General features: G+C 67.7%; 21 protein-coding genes. 5 read left to right on the forward strand and 16 right to left on the reverse strand.

Annotated elements, in window-relative coordinates:
• Positions 1 to 222 precede the first annotated feature (222 nt).
• The 4 genes from WI26_RS04005 (at position 223) to waaA (ending at position 5,192) form a co-directional block, all read left to right on the forward strand.
• On the forward strand, positions 223 to 1,617 hold the full coding sequence (locus WI26_RS04005) for a phosphomannomutase/phosphoglucomutase (protein WP_069225258.1): 1,395 nt from the start codon (positions 223 to 225) through the stop codon (positions 1,615 to 1,617).
• Between the two features lie 255 nt (positions 1,618 to 1,872).
• The gene (gene waaC / locus WI26_RS04010) at positions 1,873 to 2,868 is read left to right on the forward strand and encodes a lipopolysaccharide heptosyltransferase I (protein WP_059466977.1); all 996 of its coding nucleotides are present in this window, start codon (positions 1,873 to 1,875) and stop codon (positions 2,866 to 2,868) included.
• 43 nt (positions 2,869 to 2,911) lie between these two features.
• A complete protein-coding gene (locus tag WI26_RS04015) occupies positions 2,912 to 3,796 on the forward strand; it encodes a Kdo hydroxylase family protein (RefSeq protein WP_059448101.1) in 885 nt (294 codons plus the stop codon).
• A gap of 37 nt (positions 3,797 to 3,833) precedes the next feature.
• Positions 3,834 to 5,192: a lipid IV(A) 3-deoxy-D-manno-octulosonic acid transferase gene (gene waaA / locus WI26_RS04020; protein WP_069225259.1), complete on the forward strand. Its 1,359-nt coding sequence runs from the start codon at positions 3,834 to 3,836 to the stop codon at positions 5,190 to 5,192.
• Positions 5,193 to 5,253: 61 nt separating this feature from the next.
• Here the strand turns inward: waaA and ureG are convergent, their stop codons facing one another.
• The 7 genes from ureG to WI26_RS04055 all read right to left on the reverse strand — a co-directional run bounded on the left by ureG (position 5,254) and on the right by WI26_RS04055 (position 10,692).
• Positions 5,254 to 5,901: an urease accessory protein UreG gene (gene ureG / locus WI26_RS04025; RefSeq protein ID WP_059466980.1), complete on the reverse strand. Its 648-nt coding sequence runs from the start codon at positions 5,899 to 5,901 to the stop codon at positions 5,254 to 5,256.
• Between the two features lie 14 nt (positions 5,902 to 5,915).
• A complete protein-coding gene (locus WI26_RS04030) occupies positions 5,916 to 6,596 on the reverse strand; it encodes an urease accessory protein UreF (protein WP_069225260.1) in 681 nt (226 codons plus the stop codon).
• The gene (ureE, locus tag WI26_RS04035; RefSeq protein ID WP_069225261.1) at positions 6,583 to 7,203 is read right to left on the reverse strand and encodes an urease accessory protein UreE; all 621 of its coding nucleotides are present in this window, start codon (positions 7,201 to 7,203) and stop codon (positions 6,583 to 6,585) included. Before ureE ends, WI26_RS04030 begins: the two co-directional genes overlap by 14 nt.
• A gap of 18 nt (positions 7,204 to 7,221) precedes the next feature.
• Positions 7,222 to 8,928: an urease subunit alpha gene (ureC, locus tag WI26_RS04040; RefSeq protein WP_069225262.1), complete on the reverse strand. Its 1,707-nt coding sequence runs from the start codon at positions 8,926 to 8,928 to the stop codon at positions 7,222 to 7,224.
• A 28-nt stretch (positions 8,929 to 8,956) separates the two neighbouring features.
• Entirely contained in the window at positions 8,957 to 9,262 is a 306-nt protein-coding gene (locus tag WI26_RS04045) for an urease subunit beta (RefSeq protein ID WP_059448107.1), read from the reverse strand.
• A 14-nt stretch (positions 9,263 to 9,276) separates the two neighbouring features.
• Positions 9,277 to 9,579, reverse strand: a complete 303-nt coding sequence (gene ureA / locus WI26_RS04050) for an urease subunit gamma (RefSeq protein ID WP_006048588.1) — start codon at positions 9,577 to 9,579, stop codon at positions 9,277 to 9,279.
• A gap of 237 nt (positions 9,580 to 9,816) precedes the next feature.
• On the reverse strand, positions 9,817 to 10,692 hold the full coding sequence (locus WI26_RS04055; RefSeq protein WP_069225263.1) for an urease accessory protein UreD: 876 nt from the start codon (positions 10,690 to 10,692) through the stop codon (positions 9,817 to 9,819).
• Positions 10,693 to 10,717: 25 nt separating this feature from the next.
• Here WI26_RS04055 and WI26_RS32115 point away from each other — a divergent pair, with 25 nt between their 5' ends.
• On the forward strand, positions 10,718 to 10,870 hold the full coding sequence (locus WI26_RS32115; RefSeq protein ID WP_155768737.1) for a hypothetical protein: 153 nt from the start codon (positions 10,718 to 10,720) through the stop codon (positions 10,868 to 10,870).
• A gap of 5 nt (positions 10,871 to 10,875) precedes the next feature.
• Here the strand turns inward: WI26_RS32115 and urtE are convergent, their stop codons facing one another.
• From urtE to hemN, 9 genes are all read right to left on the reverse strand, one after another.
• Positions 10,876 to 11,568 carry an urea ABC transporter ATP-binding subunit UrtE gene (gene urtE / locus WI26_RS04060; protein WP_059509651.1) on the reverse strand — a complete coding sequence of 231 codons (693 nt, stop codon included), beginning with the start codon at positions 11,566 to 11,568 and terminating at the stop codon, positions 10,876 to 10,878.
• A gap of 4 nt (positions 11,569 to 11,572) precedes the next feature.
• Complete coding sequence (gene urtD / locus WI26_RS04065) at positions 11,573 to 12,430, reverse strand: urea ABC transporter ATP-binding protein UrtD (RefSeq protein WP_059509652.1); 858 nt, start codon at positions 12,428 to 12,430, stop codon at positions 11,573 to 11,575.
• Positions 12,427 to 13,614 (reverse strand): urea ABC transporter permease subunit UrtC, encoded by a 1,188-nt coding sequence (gene urtC / locus WI26_RS04070; RefSeq protein WP_069225264.1) that lies wholly within the window; start codon positions 13,612 to 13,614, stop codon positions 12,427 to 12,429. The genes urtD and urtC overlap by 4 nt, the downstream gene beginning before the upstream one ends.
• Before the next feature lies 1 nt (position 13,615).
• Positions 13,616 to 15,235 (reverse strand): urea ABC transporter permease subunit UrtB, encoded by a 1,620-nt coding sequence (gene urtB, locus WI26_RS04075; RefSeq protein WP_069225265.1) that lies wholly within the window; start codon positions 15,233 to 15,235, stop codon positions 13,616 to 13,618.
• A 151-nt stretch (positions 15,236 to 15,386) separates the two neighbouring features.
• The gene (gene urtA / locus WI26_RS04080; RefSeq protein WP_059467112.1) at positions 15,387 to 16,694 is read right to left on the reverse strand and encodes an urea ABC transporter substrate-binding protein; all 1,308 of its coding nucleotides are present in this window, start codon (positions 16,692 to 16,694) and stop codon (positions 15,387 to 15,389) included.
• Positions 16,695 to 17,241: 547 nt separating this feature from the next.
• Positions 17,242 to 17,565 carry a rhodanese-like domain-containing protein gene (locus WI26_RS04085; protein ID WP_006758748.1) on the reverse strand — a complete coding sequence of 108 codons (324 nt, stop codon included), beginning with the start codon at positions 17,563 to 17,565 and terminating at the stop codon, positions 17,242 to 17,244.
• A 14-nt stretch (positions 17,566 to 17,579) separates the two neighbouring features.
• Entirely contained in the window at positions 17,580 to 18,236 is a 657-nt protein-coding gene (locus WI26_RS04090; RefSeq protein WP_059466988.1) for a protein-L-isoaspartate O-methyltransferase family protein, read from the reverse strand.
• 104 nt (positions 18,237 to 18,340) lie between these two features.
• Positions 18,341 to 18,598: a hypothetical protein gene (locus WI26_RS04095; RefSeq protein WP_059448113.1), complete on the reverse strand. Its 258-nt coding sequence runs from the start codon at positions 18,596 to 18,598 to the stop codon at positions 18,341 to 18,343.
• A gap of 72 nt (positions 18,599 to 18,670) precedes the next feature.
• Positions 18,671 to 20,062, reverse strand: a complete 1,392-nt coding sequence (gene hemN, locus WI26_RS04100; RefSeq protein WP_069225266.1) for an oxygen-independent coproporphyrinogen III oxidase — start codon at positions 20,060 to 20,062, stop codon at positions 18,671 to 18,673.
• Positions 20,063 to 20,146: the final 84 nt, after the last annotated feature.

The following is a 20,146-nucleotide window of genomic DNA, read 5'->3' on the forward strand; positions in this document are numbered from 1 at the left end:
GCGAGGCGGCCGGCAGGGAGCCCGGAGGCGGCAGGGTGGCGGCGGCGGAACGGCTAGGCATTAAAATGGACGGAATCCGCGTCATCAAAACCCGCGATTATAAGTGGGATCGGGGCCGCACCAGCCGTCCCGTTCCTTGCAGCGCCGGGCCCGCATGTATGATGCCGGGCACGCGCGAAGGCGGCCAGATTATTTTCCATGCACGCAACCGAGAGAGAATCGATGATCTCCCAATCCATCTTCAAGGCATATGACATTCGCGGTGTGGTCGGCAAGACGCTCGACGCCGATACGGCGCGCGGGATCGGCCGGGCATTCGGCAGCGAAGTGCGCGCACAGGGCGGCGACGCGGTCGTCGTCGCGCGCGACGGCCGCCTGTCGGGGCCCGAGCTCGTCGGCGCACTCGCCGAGGGCCTGCGTGCGGCAGGCGTCGACGTCGTCGACGTCGGCATGGTGCCCACGCCGGTCGGCTATTTCGCGGCGAGCGTGCCGCTTGCGCTGAAGGGTGGCGAGCGTCGCGTTGATTCGTGCATCGTCGTCACGGGCAGCCACAACCCGCCCGACTACAACGGCTTCAAGATGGTGCTGCGCGGCGCGGCGATCTACGGCGAGCAGATCCAGGCGCTGTACCGCCGCATCGTCGACGAGCGCTTCGAGACGGGCAGCGGCTCGTACGAGGCATTCGACGTCGCCGACCAGTACATCGAGCGCATCGTCGGCGACGTGAAGCTCGCGCGTCCGCTGAAGCTCGTCGTCGATGCCGGCAACGGCGTCGCGGGCCCGCTCGCGACGCGCCTGTTCAAGGCGCTCGGCTGCGAACTCGTCGAGCGCTTCACCGACATCGACGGCACGTTCCCGAACCACCACCCCGATCCCGCGCACCCGGAAAACCTGCAGGACGTGATCCAGGCGCTCAAGGACACCGACGCCGAGCTCGGCTTCGCGTTCGACGGCGACGGCGACCGCCTGGGCGTCGTCACGAAGGACGGCCAGATCATCTACCCGGATCGCCAGCTGATGCTGTTCGCGGAGGAAGTGCTGTCGCGCAACCCGGGCGCGCAGATCATCTACGACGTGAAGTGCACGCGCCATCTCGCGCAATGGGTGAAGGCGAAGGGCGGCGAGCCGCTGATGTGGAAGACGGGCCATTCGCTCGTGAAGGCGAAGCTGCGCGAGACGGGCGCGCCGCTCGCGGGCGAGATGAGCGGCCACGTGTTCTTCAAGGATCGCTGGTACGGTTTCGACGACGGGCTTTACACGGGCGCGCGCCTGCTGGAGATCCTGTCGAAGACGGCCGATCCGAGCGCGCTGCTGAACGCGCTGCCGGACGCGATGAGCACGCCCGAACTGCAACTCTGGCTCGACGAAGGCGAGAACTTCCGCCTGATCGAGAAGCTGCAGAAGGAAGCGAAATTCGATGGTGCGGACGAGGTCGTGACGATCGACGGCCTGCGCGTCGAGTACCCGGACGGCTTCGGCCTCGCGCGTTCGTCGAACACGACGCCGGTCGTCGTGATGCGGTTCGAATCCGAGACCGAGGAAGGGCTCAAGCGCATCCAGGACGACTTCCGCCGCGTGCTGACGGCCGCGAAGCCGGACGTCAAGCTGCCGTTCTGAGCGCCCCGAACCTGGCGCGTCGCGCCAGGCCCCGGAGTGTGCAAGGAATACTTCGGACGGCCCGGCGTTTTCTCGAGAGCCCCGGCGGCCTGCGGACCGCCGTCGGCGCGACGATGATCGAAGGATCGTCGCGTCATGCCCGAAAAGCGGCGCACGCCGACGGCGTGCGGCCGCTTTTTGCCTGTGTGGTCCCCCGGGCGCGATAAAATCGCGTCTTTATGCCTGTCGCCGGCCGTCCGCCGGCGTTTTTTCAGCGTGCAAAAGATCCTGATCGTGCGCGTGTCGTCGCTGGGCGACGTCGTGCACAACATGCCGGTGATCGCCGATATCCGGCGTCGCCATCCCGACGCGCAGATCGACTGGCTCGTCGAGGAGAGCTTCGTCGACCTCGTGCGGCTCGTCGACGGCGTGCGCGACGTGCTGCCGTTCTCGCTGCGCCGCTGGCGCAAGAAGCCGTTCTCGGGTGCGACGTGGCGCGAGATCCGCGCGTTTCGCAAGCGCCTCGCGGCCGAGCAGTACGACCTCGTGATCGACTGCCAGGGGCTTATCAAGACGGCGTGGGTCGCAAGCTGGGCGCGCGGTCCGCTCGCGGGCCTCGGCAACCGCACCGACGGCGCGGGCTACGAATGGCCGGTGCGCTTCTTCTATCGCAAGCGCGTGCCGATCGAGCCGCGCACGCATGTGGTCGAGCGTTCGCGCCAGCTGGTCGCGGCCGCGCTGGGCGACCCGGCGCCGACGCCGGCCGATCCGGTCGACTTCGGCCTCGATACGCGCGCGGCGGCGCTCGCGGTCGCGGCGCTCGGCCTGAACCTGCCGGTGCCGTACGTGGTGTTCGTGCATGCGACGTCGCGCGCCGACAAGCAGTGGCCGGACGCCGCCTGGATCGAGCTCGGCCAGGCGCTCGTGCGGCGCGGCGCGTCGCTCGTGCTGCCGTGGGGCAACGAAGCGGAGCGCGCAACCAGCGAGCGGCTCGCGAAGGAATTCGGCGCGGCGGCGATCGTGCCGCCGAAACTGTCGCTGCCTGCCGTCGTCGGACTGATCGACGGCGCGGCCGCGACGGTCGGGGTTGATACAGGTCTGGTTCACATCGCGGCCGCGCTGAAGCGTCCGACGGTCGAACTGTACAATTTCGCGACGGCCTGGCGTACCGGCGGCTATTGGTCGCCGAACGTCGTCAATCTCGGCACGGCGGGGCAGCCGCCGTCGATCTCGCAGGTGAAGGCGGCGCTCGCGGGCTTCGGTCTGCTGTGACGCCCGTCACGCCTGCCCTGCCAGTCACGCACGCGAACCGATCATGAGCGAATCCCAGATCATCGAAGTCCCGTCCGCCGACTGGAGCGGACACAACCTGTCGACGCCGCGCGAGCAACTGCTCGCCGCGGTCGAGGAAGGCAAGGTGCTGTATTTCCCGAACCTGCGCTTCGCGATCGAAGGCGGCGAGGAAGCGTTGCTCGATCCGGCGCTCGCCGATCCGAAACGCAAGAACATCAGCCTCGCGCCGAATGGCGGCGCGCTCGCCGGCGTGCTCGGCGACAGCGTCACGCAGTCGGCCGTGCGCGCGCTCGTCGCGCGTTTCCAGCAGCAAGCCGGCACGCTCGTCGACGGCCTCTTTCCCGAGTACCGCGGCAAGCTGCGCGTCGCGCCGACGAGCCTGCGGCTGATGCAGGTCGAGACGCGCCAGACTTCATGGCGCAAGGACGACAGCCGACTGCACGTCGACGCGTTCCCGTCGCGGCCGAACTACGGCGAGCGGATCCTGCGCGTGTTCACGAACGTGAACCCGGCCGGGCAGCCGCGCGTGTGGCGCGTGGGCGAACCGTTCGAGGACGTCGCGAAGCGTTTCCTGCCGAAGATCCGGCCGCAGTTTCCTGGTTCCGCGTGGCTGCTGAACCTGCTGCACGTGACGAAGTCGCCGCGCAGCGCGTACGACCACCTGATGCTGAACCTGCACGACGGGATGAAGGCGGACCTCGACTACCAGAAGACGTGTCCACAGCAAACGATGCCGTTTCCGCCGGGCAGCGTGTGGATATGTTTCTCGGATCAGACTTCGCACGCTGTGATGTCCGGCCAGTTCATGCTCGAGCAGACCTTTTTCCTGCCGGTCGACGCGATGGTGCGTCGCGACTGCGCGCCGCTCGGCATTCTCGAGCGCCTGACCGGCAGGACGCTGGTTTGAGCGCGCGCCTGTTTCGACGCATGACGGGGGCTGCCTCATGCTGAGGGCGATCTATCGCGCGCTGTGGTGGCTGGTCGCGCCGATCGCCGTGATCCGGCTCTTCGTGCGTTCGCGCAAGGAACGCGGCTATCGCGAACACATCGGCGAGCGCTTTGGTCACGTCGCGGGCCGTTCGCCGGACGATCGCGCGCCGCTGATCTGGGTGCATGCGGTATCGGTGGGCGAGACGCGCGCTGCGCAGCCGCTGATCGACGCGTTGATGCGCGCGCGTCCCGACGCGCGCATCCTGCTTACCCACATGACGCCGAGCGGCCGCGCGACCGGCGAGCAGATCTTCGGCGATCGAGTGTTGCGCTGCTATCTGCCGTACGACATGCCGGGCGCGGTGCGGCGCTTCCTGCACGCATGGCGGCCGACGCTCGGGCTCGTGATGGAAACCGAAGTGTGGCCGACGCTGATCGACGAATGCCGCCGTGCGGACGTACCGCTCGTGCTGACCAACGCGCGGATGTCCGCGCGTTCGCATCGGCGCGCCGCGAAATTCGGCGCGGCGACGCGCGACGTGTTCGGCGGTTTCTCGCGCGTGCTCGCGCAGAGCCCGGCCGACGCGGAGCGCCTGACGTCGCTCGGTGCGCGCAACGTGACGGTGCTCGGCAACCTGAAGTTCGACATGACGACGCCGCCGGAGCTGGCCGCGCGCGGCCATGCGTGGCGCGACGCGATCGGCGCGCGGCCCGTGTGGGTCGCGGCGAGCACGCGCGAGAACGAAGAGGCGCTGGTGCTGCAGGCGTTCGCCGCGATGAAGACGCCGGATGCGCTGCTGATTCTCGTGCCGCGTCATCCGCAGCGTTTCGCGGAAGTGGAGGCGCTGGTCGCGCGCAACGGCTTCAAGTGCGTACGGCGCTCGGTGTGGGGGGCCGATGCTGCGGCGCTCGCGGCCGGGCGCGCCGCCGCCGCCGAACCGCTGGCGGACGACGTGACGGTGCTGCTCGGAGACTCGATGGGCGAGCTCGGCGCGTATTACGCGGCGAGCGACGTTGCGTTCATCGGCGGCAGTTTGCTGCCGCTCGGTGGACAGAACCTGATCGAAGCCTGCGCGGTTGGCGTGCCGGTGCTGATCGGCCCACACGTATTCAACTTCACGCAGGCGACCGCCGATGCGGTCGCGGCCGGCGCGGCGCTGCAGGTCGCGGATCCGCTCGATCTCGCGCACGTGCTCGACGCGCTGTTCGCCGACAACGCGCGGCGTATCGCGATGGGTGCGGCCGGTGCAGCGTTCGCGGCGCGCCATCGCGGTGCGACCGCGCGCTCGGTGGACGTGCTGGCGGCGTTGCTGCCGCCGGTGGAGCGGGGCGGGCGTGCGATGCACGGCGCAGCCGACGCTTTCGACGAATAAGCGGGAGGCGTAAGGCCGTTCCCCCGGCTGACGTGGCGACGGCATACCGCCGTCGTGTCGCTCACACCGTCAACAGCCCCTTCTTCTCGATGAACGCGATCACGTCCGCGACGCCTTCAAGCGCCTTCAGGTTCGTCATCACGTAAGGCCGCTCGCCGCGCATCTTCTTCGTATCGGACGCCATCACATCAAGGTTCGCGCCGACGAGCGGCGCGAGGTCCGTCTTGTTGATCACGAGCAGGTCGGACTTCGTGATGCCGGGGCCACCTTTGCGCGGAATCTTCTCGCCGCCGGCGACATCGATCACGTAGATCGTCAGGTCCGACAGCTCGGGGCTGAACGTGGCCGCGAGATTGTCGCCGCCCGATTCGATGAACACGATGTCGGCGTCGGGGAAGCGCGACAGCATCCGGTCGACGGCCTCGAGGTTGATCGACGCATCCTCGCGGATCGCCGTGTGCGGGCAACCGCCCGTCTCGACGCCCATGATGCGTTCCTCGGGCAGTGCGCCCGCGACCGTCAGCAGGCGCTGGTCTTCCTTCGTATAGATGTCGTTGGTGATCGCGACGAGGTCGTACTTGTCGCGCATCGCCTTGCACAGCATTTCGAGCAACGTGGTCTTGCCGGAGCCGACCGGCCCGCCGATGCCGACACGCAGCGGCGGCAGTTTCTTGGTGCGGCGGGTGGAGGAGAGAGCAGGTGCATTCATGGCGTGGATCTTGTTCAGGAGCGGAACAACCGCGAATACTGGGATTCGTGCCGCGCCGACAGGATGCCGAGCTGCGGCGCGAACGTGTTGATGGCGTCGGGTGGCGTCGCGAGCGCGCGGCGCACGGCCGCGTCGATCGCGCCGCGCAGCGCGACGATGATGCGCTGGCCGGCGAGCTGGCCGAGCGGCACCGCTTTCAGCGCGGCGGACGTCTGGTTCTCGACCCAGCCGAATGCGTAGGCGGCGAGCGTCGCGTCGGCGCCGGCATCATGCGCGGCAGCCGCGTACGCGAACGCCGTCGGCAGCGCGATCGGTGACAGCGACGCGAGCGTCGCGCGGCGCTCGGCATCGCCCCATTCGAGCGACCCGCAGAGTTGTGCGAGCGACCAGCCCATCTGCTCGGTTTCGCGGCGCAGTTCCGACGATTCGCGGCTCGCGACGAACCACGCGTTCTCGCGCACGAGCGCATCGGCGTCGTGCGCGTGCCAGCGCGCGAGCTGGTGCGCGAGGAACGGCAGCTCGCCGTGCGCGAGCACGTCGGTCAGTCCGCTCGCGATCCAGTCGCGCGCGGTGTCCGCGTCGCGGATCAGGTTCGCGTCGAGCGCGGCTTCGAGTCCCTGCGAATAGCTGAACGCGCCGATCGGCAGCGCCGGCGACGCGAGATGCAGCAGCGCGACGAGTTCAGTGGTGGTCATGACCGTGGTGGCCGTGCGAGCAGCCCGGGCCATGCTGATGATCGTGATCGTGATCGTGATCGTGATCGTGATCGTGCGAGTGCGAGTGGCCGTGGTGTTCGCCGAACACCTGCTGTGCAAGCGCGTAATCCTCCGCGAACGTCGCGTCGTGTCCGTGCTTGTGACCACCGCCGTATGCGCCGGCTTCCGGCTGGAACGGTGCGCTGGCTTCTTCGACCTGCGTGCCGAGCCGGCGCAGCATGTCCGCGAGCACCGGATCGGCTTCGAGCTTCAGATAACCGTCGCCGATCTCGACCGGCGTGTGACGGTTGCCGAGGTGATACGCGGCGCGCATCAGCGTGAGCGCATCGGCGGCACGCACGAGCAGCACGGTCTCGTGCGCCGCGGCGATGCGCACGAGTGCGCCGTCGTCGGCGACGAGCACGTCGCCGTCGCGCAGCACGGTGCCGCGCGGCAGCAGGACTGCGACGTCCTCGCCGGTGTCGAGCGTCGCCGCGAGGCGGCTCTTGCAGCGGGCGTCATACGCGAGCGTGAGCGTCGGCGCACGCGCGACGAGCGACGCGGCGAGCTTCACGTTCGGGGCAATGCGTTTGTCGAGGGTGCGCATGGAACGAAAAACCGGAAATCAGAACAGGAAATAGCGCTGCGCCATCGGCAGCACCGTGGCCGGCTCGCAGGTGAGCAACTGGCCGTCGGCGATCACGTCGTAAGTTTCGGGATCGACGCTGATCGACGGACGCCATGCGTTGTGGATCATATCGGCCTTCGTCACGTTGCGGCAGTTGCGCACCGGCACGACGCGCTTCGCGAGCCCGTAGCGTTCGGCGATGCCCGCCTCGGCCGCCATCTGCGACACGAAGGTCAGCGATGTGCGGGCGAGCGCGCCGCCGCGGGTGGCGAACATCTCGCGGTAGTGGACGGGCTGCGGCGTCGGGATCGACGCGTTCGGATCGCCCATCTGCGCGATGGCGATCATCCCGCCCTTCAGGATCATCGACGGCTTGATCCCGAAGAACGCGGGCTCCCACAGCACGAGGTCGGCCCACTTGCCCGGTTCGATCGAACCGACTTCGTGTGCGATGCCATGCGTGATCGCCGGGTTGATCGTGTACTTCGCGATGTAGCGCTTCGCACGGAAGTTATCGTTGCGCGTGCTGTCTTCCGGCAGCGCGCCGCGCTGCACCTTCATCTTGTGCGCGGTCTGCCAGGTGCGGATGATTACTTCACCGACGCGGCCCATCGCCTGCGAGTCGGACGACAGCATCGACAGCGCGCCGAGATCGTGCAGGATGTCCTCGGCCGCGATGGTCTCGCGGCGGATCCGCGATTCGGCGAACGCGAGATCCTCGGCGATCGACGGATCGAGGTGGTGGCACACCATCAGCATGTCGAGATGCTCGTCGAGCGTGTTGATCGTATACGGGCGTGTCGGGTTGGTCGACGACGGCAGCACGTTCGCCTCGCCGCACACCTTCAGGATGTCGGGTGCATGGCCGCCGCCCGCGCCTTCGGTGTGGTACGTGTGGATCGTTCGACCCTTGAACGCGGCGACCGTCGATTCGACGAAGCCGCCTTCGTTCAGCGTGTCGGTGTGGATCGCGACCTGCGTGTCGGTGTCGTCGGCGACCGACAGGCAGTTGTCGATCGCGGCGGGCGTCGTGCCCCAGTCTTCATGCAGCTTCAGCCCGATCGCGCCGGCCGCGATCTGCTCGACGAGCGGCTGCGGCAGGCTCGCGTTGCCCTTGCCGAGGAAGCCGAGGTTGATCGGCCAGCCGTCGGCGGCCTGCAGCATGCGCTCCATGTGCCACGGGCCCGGCGTGCAGGTCGTCGCGTTGGTGCCGGTGGCGGGCCCGGTGCCGCCGCCGAGCATCGTCGTGACGCCCGACGCGAGCGCCTCGTCGATCTGCTGCGGACTGATGAAGTGGATGTGCGTGTCGATGCCGCCGGCCGTCACGATCAGCCCTTCGCCGGCGATCACTTCGGTCGCCGCGCCGATCGCGATCGTCACGCCCGGCTGAATGTCCGGGTTGCCGGCCTTGCCGATCGCGGCGATGCGGCCGTGCTTGATCGCGATGTCGGCCTTCACGATGCCCCAGTGGTCGAGGATCACGGCGTTCGTGATGATCGTGTCAGGCACGTCGGCGGCCACGCGCTGAGATTGGCCCATCCCGTCGCGGATCACTTTCCCGCCGCCGAATTTCACTTCCTCGCCGTAGGTCGTGAAGTCGCGTTCGATCTCGATTATCAGTTCGGTATCGGCGAGCCGCACGCGGTCGCCCGTCGTCGGCCCGAACATTTCCGCGTATGCGCGGCGGCTCAAGCGTAGTGTCATGTGCTGTTCCTGAAGAGCGGGGCGCGGCTTACAGCGGCCCCATCACCTTGCCCTGAAAACCGTAGACGGCGCGCTCGCCGGCCAGCTCGACGAGCTCGACGGTGCGCGTCTGGCCCGGCTCGAAGCGCACGGCCGTGCCGGCCGCGATGTTGAGCCGGAAGCCGCGCGCGGCCGCACGGTCGAACGACAGCGCGTCGTTGACTTCGAAGAAGTGGTAATGCGAGCCGACTTGCACCGGGCGGTCGCCGGTGTTCGCGACGACGAGCGAGACCGTCGCGCGGCCCGCGTTCAGTTCGTGCTCGCCGTCGTCGGTGAGGATTTCGCCGGGGATCATGCGTGCTACCTCGGTCACGGAATCGGATGGTGGACGGTGACGAGCTTGGTGCCGTCGGGGAAGGTCGCCTCGACTTGAATGTCGGGGATCATCTCCGGCACACCTTCCATCACGTCGTCGCGCGTGAGCAGCGTCGTGCCGTAGTGCATCACCTCGGCGACGGTCTTGCCGTCGCGCGCGGCTTCCATCAGCGCGGCGGTAATGAACGCGACCGCTTCCGGATAGTTGAGCTTCAACCCGCGCGCGCGGCGGCGCTCGGCCAGCAGCGCCGCCGTGAAGATCAGCAGCTTGTCCTTTTCTCGGGGAGTCAGTTTCATGAAGGCAATCGTTCAGGAAAACGTAATTTGTTATCGGTGCGCGGGATTCCGGCCGAGGCGCGGGTCATCGTAGCACCGCGCCGTTTTTCGTGCGTCGTGTAGCCGTTATGTAAGCAGCAAGGCGCGTGCCATGTCGGAAGAACGGGCATCGATGCGCGATCGTGGTGCGCGATGCATGGATCGTGGGCAGCGCGGGCTGCGCCGCCGCGCCGAAACGGTGCGTGCCGCGCCGCGCGCTCAGGTCTGCCAGAGGCGCAGCGGCCGCGCGTCGACGCCGTGCACGAGCGGCCGCAGGTAAAGCCAGCAGTCGGTGAAGTGACGCTGCAGCGCTTCCATCGACGTCGATACCGCGCGCACCAGCACGACGCCCGGCGTCACGCAGGTCGCGCCCGCGCGCAGTGTATCGTCGAACGGCATACGCGCGGCGAGCGCTTCGGCGAGCGCGGCATCGCACGCAGCGCCCGCCGCCCACAGCGTGCCGTACACGGGAAAGCCGGCGAGACCCTGCAGCGCGCCGCGCAGCGGATCATGCGCGTCGAGCAGCGTGCGCTCGGTCCATAGCGGCCGTCCGTCGGCATCGACGAGTGCCGAACCCGACACGATGCGGCCTGCCGACCACGTTTCGCCGGCCGCCTGACGGCCGAGCTGCGTCGTATCCCAGCCAATCGCGCTCGCGCTGGCGTCGAGCGTCACCGTGAAGTCGAGCGTGGCGTGGGCGGCGTCGAAGAACAGGTTGTTCTGCGGCAGCCAGTCGAGCTTCGCGTGCTCGCCGACCGTGATGGCGATGCGCTGCGTCGCGCCCAGGCCGTTCGACTTGTACCATTTGGTCGCACCGGGTGTCGTCAGCACTGCGTGCGTGCCGTCGCCGAGCGTGATGTCGATGTCGAGCCGGTCACCGCCCGCGACGCCGCCCGGCGGGTGAACGATGACGCCGTGGCAGATCGCATCGCCTTCCGGATACAGCGGCCGCTGCACGCGCAGCGGGCCGTCGTGCAGCCGGTGGACGAGTGTCGTGCGCGCGCCGTGCCGTTCGAAGCCGAGTTCGAGACGGCCGCGCCACGACTTGGCGACGGCGGGGCGGGACAGCGGGGCGTGGGAATCGAGGGCGGACATCGGCGGGAAGTAGGAGACGGGCGCGGTGATCGGGAATGCTATCGCAACACTATACGCTCGGGTGTACGGGATGCCGAACGCGAAGATGGGGACGGGCGGCCGCGCGGCGACGATGCCGACGTTGGCACGGCATGCGTCGATCGCCGGCACCGTGCGCCAGGATCATCGCGTGCCGTAGCGTCGCTACACCGCGATCAGCTCGCGCACGCCGTTCGCCTCCATGTCGTGTGCGTCGCCGCCCGCAATGACCTCGCCGCGGCTCATCACCCAGTAGCGGTCCGCGATCGAGCGTGCGAAGTCGTAATACTGCTCGACGAGCAGCACGGTCATCCTTGATTCGTCGACGAGCTGGCGCAGCGTGCGGCCGATGTCCTGGATGATAGACGGCTGGATACCCTCGGTCGGCTCGTCGAGGATCAGCAACTGCGGCTCGCTCATCAGCGCGCGGCCGATTGCGAGCTGCTGCTGCTGGCCGCCCGACAGGTCGCCGCCGCGCCGAGCACGCATGTCCTTCAGCACCGGGAACAGGTCGTAGATGCGGTCGGGCACTTTCGACGGCGCCTTGCGGCTTGCCGCGCCGACGAGCAGGTTCTCCTCGACGGTGAGGCGCGGAAAGATGTCGCGGCCCTGCGGCACGTACGCGAGGCCGGCCGCGACGCGCGCATACGGCGGCAACGTGCCGAGCGCCGTACCGCGCCACGACACGCTGCCGCTCTTCGCGGCGACGACACCCATCAGGCAACGCAGCAACGTGCTCTTGCCGACGCCGTTGCGGCCGAGCAGCACGGTGAGCTTGGCTTCGTCGGCGGCCAGCGTGACGTTGCGCAGGATATGGCTGCCGCCGTAGTACTGGTTCAGTGCATCGATCTTCAGCATGGGATTACCGTCCGAGGTAAGACTCGATCACCGCGTCGTCGCGCTTGACCTGGTCGAGCGTGCCTTGCGCGAGCACCGCGCCTTCGGCCATCACCGTCACGCGGCCCGTGTCGCCCGCGAGCGCCGCGACGAACTCCATGTCGTGCTCGACGACCATCATCGAGCAGGTGCCGCGCAGCGTGTTCAGCAGCTTCGCGAGTTCCATCGTTTCGTGATCCGTCATCCCCGCAGCCGGCTCGTCGAGCAGCAGCAGCGCCGGGCGCTGCATCAGCAGCATGCCGATCTCGAGCCGCTGCTTCTGCCCGTGCGACAGCTCGCCGGCCGCGCGATACGCGTCGCTTTCGAGACCGATCAGCGCGAGCGTCTCCTCGATCTTCGCCTGCGCGGCGCGGTCGAGCCGCGCGCGCAGCGATGCGAGCCAGCCCTTGTCGGTCTGCATCGCCAGTTCGAGGTTTTCCCATACCGGGTGCTGTTCGAACACGGTCGGCTTCTGGAACTTGCGGCCGATCCCCGCGCGCGCGATTTCGGGCTCGTTCATCCGCGCGAGGTCGATGGTCTGGCCGAGAAACACCTTGCCCGCGTCGGGGCGCGTCTTGCCGGTGATCACGTCCATCATCGTCGTCTTGCCCGCGCCGTTCGGGCCGATCACGCAGCGCAGTTCGCCCGCGTCGATCGCGAGCGACAGCTTGTTCAGCGCGCGAAAGCCGTCGAAGCTCACCTCGATATCCTCGAGGTAGAGGATCGTGCCGTGCGACGTATCGATGCCGGGCGGCACCACTCGGCCCATCGATGCGGTGCCGCTGACGGCCAGCAGCTCGTCCTCGGCGGGCGGCGTGAACTGGTAGAGGGCCGTGCCGTTCATGCGCGTTTCCCCTTTGCGAGCAGCGTGTCGACGAGGCCCATGATGCCGCGTGGCAACAGCAGCGGCACGAGCACGAAGATCAGGCCGAGAAAGAACAGCCAGTATTCGGCGAAGTACGCGGTAAAGAGGCTTTTCGCGCCGTTCACCGCGAACGCGCCGACGATCGGACCGATCAGCGTGCCGCGGCCGCCCACCGCGACCCAGATCGCCATCTCGATCGAGTTGCCGGGCGACATCTCGCCAGGATTGATGATGCCGACCTGCGGCACGTACAATGCGCCCGCGATCCCGCACAGCACGGCCGACAGCGTCCATACGAACAGCTTGTACGCGAGCGGGCTGTAGCCGAGGAACATCAGCCGCGTCTCGCCGTCGCGCACCGCGGTGACCACGCGCCCGAGCTTGCTGGTGACGATCGCGCGCGCGGCGATGAACGCGAGCACAAGCGTCGCGAAGGTCAGCAGCAACAGCGCCGTGCGCGTGCCGGGCGACGTGATCGGAAACCCGGCGATGCGCTTGAAGTCGGTGAAGCCGTTGTTGCCGCCGAAGCCCGTCTCGTTGCGAAAGAACAGCAGCATCGCGGCGAACGTCAGCGCCTGCGTGATGATCGACAGGTACACGCCCTTCACGCGCGAGCGGAACGTGAAGAAGCCGAACACCCATGAGAGCACGGCCGGCACGAGCACGACCAGCGCGAGCGCCCAGGCGAGATGCTGCGTGCCGCTCCAGTACCACGGCAGCTGATGCCAGTCGAGGAACACCATGAAGTCGGGCAGGTCGCTGCCGTACTTGCCGTCGCGGCCGATCTCGCGCATCAGGTACATGCCGATCGCATAACCGCCGAGCGCGAAGAAGAGGCCATGGCCGAGACTCAGGATTCCGCAGTAACCCCACACGAGATCGAGCGCGAGCGCGGCGATCGCGTAGCACATCAGCTTGCCGGCGAGCGTCATCGCATACGCGGACAGATGGAACGCGCTCGCTTCGGGCGCAACCAGCGCGGCGAGCGGCACGCCGATGCCGATCGCAAGGCACAGCGCGACGAGCGCGAGCCACGCGCGGCGCGACAGCAGCGCGGGGCGGGGCGGCAGGCCGAGCGCGAAACCGTCTGCCGCACGCGCGGCGGCCGCAGGCTTCGGTGCGTCGGCGACCGGGTTCGGCAACGAATCGGTGATTGAAGTCATGTCAGGCCTCCGCGCTGCGTCCCTTCGGGGCGAACATGCCCTGCGGACGTTTCTGGATGAACAGCACGATCATCACGAGCACCGCGATCTTGGCGAGCACGGCGCCCCAGAACGGCTCGATCGCCTTGCTGACGAGGCCGAGCCCGAAGCCGCCGAGCACGGTGCCGGCAATCTGGCCGACGCCGCCGAGCACGACCGCCATGAACGAATCGATGATGTAGTTTTGCCCGAGGTCCGGGCCCACGTTGCCGATCTGCGACAGCGCGCAGCCGCCGAGGCCCGCGATGCCCGCGCCGAACGCAAACGCATACGCGTCGACGCGCGCGGTCTTCACGCCGACGCACGCGGCCATCCGGCGGTTCTGCGTGACCGCGCGCACGAACAGGCCGAGCCGCGTCTTCGTCAGCACGCCCCACGCGACACACACGACCGCGAGCGCGAACGCGAGGATCGCGAGCCGGTTGTACGGCAGGATCAGGTTCTGCATCACGGTCACGCCGCCGCTCATCCACGACGGGTTCACGACCTGCACGTTCTGCGCGCCGAACAGCATGCGCGTCGCCTGGATCAGAATCAGGCTCACGCCGAAGGTCGCGAGCAGCGTCTCGAGCGGGCGGCCATACAGGTGCCGCAGCACGAGCCGCTCGAGCACGATGCCGACGAGCCCGGCCGCCGCGAACGACACCGGCACCGCGATGAGCGGATACCAGTCGAATGCCGCCGGCACGTAGCGCTGGATCAGTGTCTGCACGACATAGGTTGCGTACGCACCGATCATCAGGAATTCGCCGTGCGCCATGTTGATCACGCCGATCAGCCCGTACGTGATCGCGAGGCCGAGCGCCGCGAGCAGCAGCACACTGCCGAGCGACAGGCCTGCGAACACGGTGCCGGCGATCTCGCCGCGGCGCTGTAGCGCGTGCAATGCGTCGAGCCCTTGCTGCGCGGCTTCGCGCACACGCGCGTCGGGCTCGGTGAAACTGCCGTCCGCATTCCTTGCGACGAGCGGACGCAACTGCTCGATCATGTCGAGGTCGCGGCGCGCGGCCACCACCTGCACCGCTTCGAGACGCTTCACCGGATCGGCATCGTGCAGCGCGGCAATCGCCCATAGCGCGTCGAGGCGACGCTTCAATGCCGGATCGGTTTCCTTCGCGCGTGCGCGATCGATCATCGGCTTGAGTGCCGGGTCGGGCGACTTCAACAGCGCGTCGATCGCGTCGCGGCGCGCGGCGACGTCGGGCGAGGCGAGCGCGAGACCCGACAACGCGCCGGCGATCTTCGTGCGCAGCAGATTGTTCAGCATCACGGGCTGCGCGTCGCCGGCCGGCGTCGCGGACTGCGTGAGCGCGTCGTGCGCGGTGTCGCCGGTCTGGATCAGCAGGCGTCCGTCGCCGGTCGCGAGTGCGTCGCCGTTCGAGAGCGCATTGAGCAACGCGACGGCGCGCGGATCGGCATCGGCAGCGAGATGTTCGATCGCGGCCGTCTTTGCGTCGAAGTCGTCGCCGGCGAGCGCGGCGGTATCGGCCGCCGTCAGGGCGAACGCGGCACGCGGCAGCGCGCCCGCCAGCGCGGCACAGGCGACGATCGCGACGGCGGCGCGGCGAAAGCGTGTAGGCATCGGGAAATCCTGTGGGGCGTGAGAAAGCGAATGCGTGCGGCAGTTCAGCAGTGCGTGAGCACGCGCGGGGCGTGCGACCGCGATCGCGGCAGGCGCCTGCACCGGCCTGCGAACGGGGCGCCGCGCCGGTGCGCGGCGCTTCCCAATCGCGTCAGGCCAGCGCCGCGCGCTGCCGGCGCAGGAACGCCGGGATCGAACTGACGATATCCGGCTTGCCCTGGTTGCCCGCGATGAACGGGCTCCACGGCTGCGCGCGCACGGCCGTCTTCGTCTTCCACACGACGTTGAACTGCCCGTCGCCGCGGATCTCGCCGATCATCACCGGCTTGTGCAGGTGATGATTGCCGTCCATCGAGAGCGTGAATCCCGACGGCGCGGCAACCGTCTGGCCGATCATCGCGACGCGCACCTTGTCGACGTCGGTGCTCTTCGCCTTCTCGACCGCCTGCTTCCACATGTGGATGCCGACATAGGTCGCTTCCATCGGATCGTTGGTCACGCGCTTCGCGCCGCCCGGCAGGTTGTTCGCCTTCACCCACGCGGCGAACTGGTCCTTGAACTTCGTGTTCGTCGGGTTCTTCACCGACATGAAGTAGTTCCACGCCGCGAGATGGCCGACGAGCGGCTTCGTGTCGATCCCGCGCAACTCTTCCTCGCCGACCGAGAACGCGACCACCGGCACGTCGGTCGCCTTGATTCCCTGGTTGCCGAGCTCCTTGTAGAACGGCACGTTCGAGTCGCCGTTGATCGTCGAGATCACGGTCGTCTTGCCGCCCTGCGCGAAGTTCTTGATGTTCGCGACGATCGTCTGGTAATCGCTGTGGCCGAACGGTGTGTAGACCTCCTGAATGTCGGCGTCCTTTACGCCCTTCGATTTCAGGAACGCGCGCAGGATTTTGTTGGTCGTGCGCGGATACACGTAGTCGGTGCCGAGCAGGAAGAAGCGCTTCGCGCCGCCGCCTTCCGCGCTCATCAGGTACTCGACGGCGGGGATCGCCTGCTGGTTCGGCGCGGCGCCCGTGTAGAACACGTTGCGCGACATTTCTTCGCCTTCATATTGCACCGGGTAGTAGAGCAGGCCGTTCAGTTCCTCGAACACCGGCAGCACCGACTTGCGCGACACCGACGTCCAGCAGCCGAACACGCATGCGACCTTGTCCTGCGTGAGCAGCTGGCGCGCCTTCTCCGCGAACAGCGGCCAGTTGGAAGCGGGGTCGACGACCACGGGCTCGAGCTTGCGGCCCATCACACCGCCGCTCTTGTTGATGTCGGCGATCGTCATCAGCGCCGTATCCTTCAGCGACGTTTCGGAGATTGCCATCGTGCCCGACAGCGAATGCAGGATGCCGACCTTGATCGGGCCCGTGCCCGCATCGGTCGCGTGCGCGAACGGACTCTTGCCCGCCAGCGCGAGTGCACCGGCCATCGAACCGAACTTCAGCAGGCTGCGACGTTTCATCGAGTTCCCCTTGACGTGTTGGACAGGCGTGCGCCGTGACGGCGCCGGCATCGAACTAACGCAAGGCATGTGCCAGTCGCTCGGATGCACGCCGGGCGTGCCTGTGAGGCGCGGCGCAGGGCGTCCGCGTGGTGCGCGTGACGCGTCGTGCAGCATCCGCGATCCGTTGCGGTGCAGTCGCGCGGGCGCAAATGGTGCACGGCGCGCGCCCTTGTGCGAGCGCGAACGCCGCTCGTTGACGGGCGTGCGGAACGTGATCGATGCGCATGCATCCAGTGGCGTCATGTCGGCGTTGACGTGCCCACGGGAGGTGAAGTGCGGCGGGAAGGGCGAAGCGATCCGCTCGACGGGTGCGATGCTCGGGTGCGCTCGCGGTCGTTCGTCATCGAACGGCCGCGGATAGCCGGCGCGCCGAAGCAATCGAAGGAGAGGGAACGGGGAGCCCAAACGCGAACGGGCGCGCCATGCGCGCCCGTTCGGCGGATCGGAGCGATCGGCTGCAACGCTGCCGGTCGCCATGGCGGCGCGCGATGCGCCGCCGGGAACGTCAGTAACGCGGCACGGAGGGATCGACGTCGCGCGACCACGCGTCGATTCCGCCTTGCAGGTTGTACAGCTTCGTGAAGCCGCGCGATTCGAGGAACATCGCGACTTGGGCGCTGCGCATCCCGTGATGGCACACGCAGACGATTTCCGCTTCGTCGTCGAGCTCCTCGCTGCGCGCGGGAATCTGCTGCATCGGGATCGACACGCTGCCGGCGATCTGCGCGGTCGAGATTTCCCACGGCTCGCGCACGTCGAGCACGACCGGCGCGGGACGCGCCGGATCGCGAAGCCATTCCGCGAGCATCGCGGGTGTCAGGATCTGCATGAAAGCTCCGCCGCTCAGAACTTGAAGCGCGACGGCTCGATCGCGTTGACGAGGTGATTGACGTAGGTTTCGAACACGTCGGCGACACGGTACTGCTTGTCATCGATACGCGTGATGATCTGCGCCTTCATCACCGGACGGCCGCCGACGAACGCCGACAGGCGGCCGCCGATCTTCAGCTGTTCGAGCATCTGTTGCGGCACGACCGGCAGGCCGCCCGCGACGCAGATCACGTCGTACGGCGCCTTGTCGGGCCAGCCGAGCGAGCCGTCGCCGAGCACGACTTCCGCGTTCGTCACGCCGTCGTTGCGCAGGTTGTCCGCCGCGAACTTGGCGATGGCCGGATCGATATCGACAGCCGTCACGTGCTGCGCGCGATGCGCGAACAGTGCGGCCAGGTAGCCCGAACCTGCGCCGATGACGAGCACGTTTTCGTGCTTCTTGACCGCCAGTTCCTGCAGCACGCGCGCTTCGACGCGCGGGAACAGCATCTTGCTGCTGCCGCCGGGCAGCGGCAGCTCGAGGTCGGCGAACGCGAGATCGCGGTGTTCGGGCAACACGTAGTTTTCACGCTTGACGATCGACAGCAGGCCCAGGACGTCCAGATCCAGCACATCCCACGGCCGGATCTGTTGTTCGATCATGTTGAAACGCGCGTTTTCGATATTCATGGTGTGGTCACGCAGCCAGGTCGGCCATCAGCGGGGATAGAGAAACTTCGTGATTGTACCAAACGGGGCGGCGGCGAAGCCTTCAGACGGCCTGCAACAGACCTTTACCCCTTGCTCTTCTTGATCTGTGCCTCGAATGCGAGGTCGAGCTTGCTGGCCTTGCGCGGTTTTTTGGGGCCGAATTCGTCGACGAACCTGACGAATTCGTCGAGCGGCAGCGGCTCGCTGCGCTTCTCGGCGGTGCCGCCGGAGCGGTCGACCAGATAGAACAGGCCGCCCGCCATCGCGACGGCCGCGAACTGCGGGTTGCCGGAACGGGTCTTCAGGCGTTCGACCGCGTTGGTTGCTTTGGTGGTGCGCATCGTGCGGGTTCTTGCAGGGGCGTTGAGCCCGTTACTCTATCAAACCGGCCGCCCGCATGCGGCCGTGCGGTGTCAGACGGTGCGCGAGTAGCGTTGCCGCGGCGTCTGGCCGAGGTAGGCGTCGAACGCCATTGCGATATTGCGCACGATCATCCGGCCGGCCGGGTGGATCGTCAGGCGGTCGCCGCCGATGGTCAGCAGCCCGTCCTGCTCGAACGTGCGCAGCGCGTCGAGCTCGCGCGCGAAGTGATCGGCGAAGCGGACCCCGTGCGCAGCCTCGATATGCGAGAACGGCAGTTCGAGGTTGCACATCAGCTGAGTGATCACGTCGCGGCGCAGCCGGTCGTCGGGCGTGAGCCGCACGCCGCGCGCGATCGGCAACCGGCCCGCGTCGAGCGCGGCGCCGTACGCCGGCAGGTCTTTCGCGTTCTGCGCGTAGACGTCGCCGACCTTCCCGATCGACGACACGCCGAAGCCGACCAGATCCGTATCCGCGCGCGTGCTGTAGCCCTGGAAGTTGCGCTGCAGCGTGCCGTTTCGCTGCGCGCGCACGAGTTCGTCGGTCGGCCGCGCGAAGTGATCCATCCCGATGTACACGTAGCCGGCCTGCGTCAGCATGTCGATTGCGAGGCCGAGCAGCGCGACGCGCGTTGCGGGCGGCGGCAGCGTCGCATCGTCGATCTGCCGCTGCATCTTGAACAGGTGCGGCATGTGCGCGTAGCCGAATACCGAGAGGCGATCGGGCGCGAGTTCGATGATCGTCTCGAGCGTGCGCGCGAACACGGCGACCGTCTGATGCGGCAGCCCGTAGATCAGGTCGACGCTGACCGAATGAAAGCCAGTCGTGCGTGCGGCCGACAGCAGGTCGGCCGTCATCTCGAGCGGCTGGATCCGGTTGATCGCCTGCTGCACGACCGGATCGAAGTCCTGCACGCCGAGGCTCAGCCGGTTGAACCCGATGTTGCGCAGGTGGACGAGCGTCGCGGGCGTGACCGTGCGCGGGTCGATCTCGATCGAGAACTCCGCGTCGGCGTCCGGCGCGAGCGCGAAATGTTCGCGGGTGGCCACCATCAGCTCGGCCGTTTCGTCGTCGGACAGGAAGGTCGGCGTGCCGCCGCCCCAATGCAGCTGCGTGACCGGGCGCGAGGGGTCGAACAGCGCAGCCTGCAGCGCCAGTTCGCGCTTCAGTTGATCGAGATACGGGCGCGCGCGGCGGCGGTTGTTGGTCGCGATCTTGTTGCAGCCGCAATAGAAGCAGGCCGTATTGCAGAACGGGATGTGGAAGTACAGCGACAGGTCGCTCGACGACGCGCCGGGATCGGCTGCGGCGCGTACATAGTCGGCCGGGTTGAAATCGTCGCGGAACTGCAGCGCGGTAGGGTAGGACGTATAGCGCGGCCCGTTCGTGCCGTACTTCGCGAGCAAATCGGGACGGAACAGTGTGTCGGCAGAAGCGGAATTCATGATGGTCTCGCGCTTTTTAGATGCTTTCGAGTATATAAACGCGCGTTCCGGCTGCATTGTGTAATAACGTCGCAGCCGGCGGTG

It is taken from the genome of Burkholderia diffusa (assembly GCF_001718315.1).
GTDB classification, from domain to species: domain Bacteria; phylum Pseudomonadota; class Gammaproteobacteria; order Burkholderiales; family Burkholderiaceae; genus Burkholderia; species Burkholderia diffusa_B.

Bases quoted from the DNA above. Each gene is read 5' to 3' on its own strand.
- ureC (WP_069225262.1), bottom strand. From the start codon at position 8,928: ATGACACTACGCTTGAGCCGCCGCGCATACGCGGAAATGTTCGGGCCG.
- WI26_RS04005 (WP_069225258.1), top strand. From the start codon at position 223: ATGATCTCCCAATCCATCTTCAAGGCATATGACATTCGCGGTGTGGTC.
- urtC (WP_069225264.1), bottom strand. From the start codon at position 13,614: ATGACTTCAATCACCGATTCGTTGCCGAACCCGGTCGCCGACGCACCG.
- WI26_RS04045 (WP_059448107.1), bottom strand. From the start codon at position 9,262: ATGATCCCCGGCGAAATCCTCACCGACGACGGCGAGCACGAACTGAAC.
- ureG (WP_059466980.1), bottom strand. From the start codon at position 5,901: ATGAATGCACCTGCTCTCTCCTCCACCCGCCGCACCAAGAAACTGCCG.
- urtD (WP_059509652.1), bottom strand. From the start codon at position 12,430: ATGAACGGCACGGCCCTCTACCAGTTCACGCCGCCCGCCGAGGACGAG.
- urtA (WP_059467112.1), bottom strand. From the start codon at position 16,694: ATGAAACGTCGCAGCCTGCTGAAGTTCGGTTCGATGGCCGGTGCACTC.
- ureA (WP_006048588.1), bottom strand. From the start codon at position 9,579: ATGAAACTGACTCCCCGAGAAAAGGACAAGCTGCTGATCTTCACGGCG.
- waaA (WP_069225259.1), top strand. From the start codon at position 3,834: ATGCTGAGGGCGATCTATCGCGCGCTGTGGTGGCTGGTCGCGCCGATC.
- WI26_RS04015 (WP_059448101.1), top strand. From the start codon at position 2,912: ATGAGCGAATCCCAGATCATCGAAGTCCCGTCCGCCGACTGGAGCGGA.
- WI26_RS04030 (WP_069225260.1), bottom strand. From the start codon at position 6,596: ATGACCACCACTGAACTCGTCGCGCTGCTGCATCTCGCGTCGCCGGCG.
- WI26_RS04055 (WP_069225263.1), bottom strand. From the start codon at position 10,692: ATGTCCGCCCTCGATTCCCACGCCCCGCTGTCCCGCCCCGCCGTCGCC.
- WI26_RS04085 (WP_006758748.1), bottom strand. From the start codon at position 17,565: ATGCAGATCCTGACACCCGCGATGCTCGCGGAATGGCTTCGCGATCCG.
- urtB (WP_069225265.1), bottom strand. From the start codon at position 15,235: ATGCCTACACGCTTTCGCCGCGCCGCCGTCGCGATCGTCGCCTGTGCC.
- urtE (WP_059509651.1), bottom strand. From the start codon at position 11,568: ATGCTGAAGATCGATGCACTGAACCAGTACTACGGCGGCAGCCATATC.
- hemN (WP_069225266.1), bottom strand. From the start codon at position 20,062: ATGAATTCCGCTTCTGCCGACACACTGTTCCGTCCCGATTTGCTCGCG.
- WI26_RS04090 (WP_059466988.1), bottom strand. From the start codon at position 18,236: ATGAATATCGAAAACGCGCGTTTCAACATGATCGAACAACAGATCCGG.
- WI26_RS04095 (WP_059448113.1), bottom strand. From the start codon at position 18,598: ATGCGCACCACCAAAGCAACCAACGCGGTCGAACGCCTGAAGACCCGT.
- ureE (WP_069225261.1), bottom strand. From the start codon at position 7,203: ATGCGCACCCTCGACAAACGCATTGCCCCGAACGTGAAGCTCGCCGCG.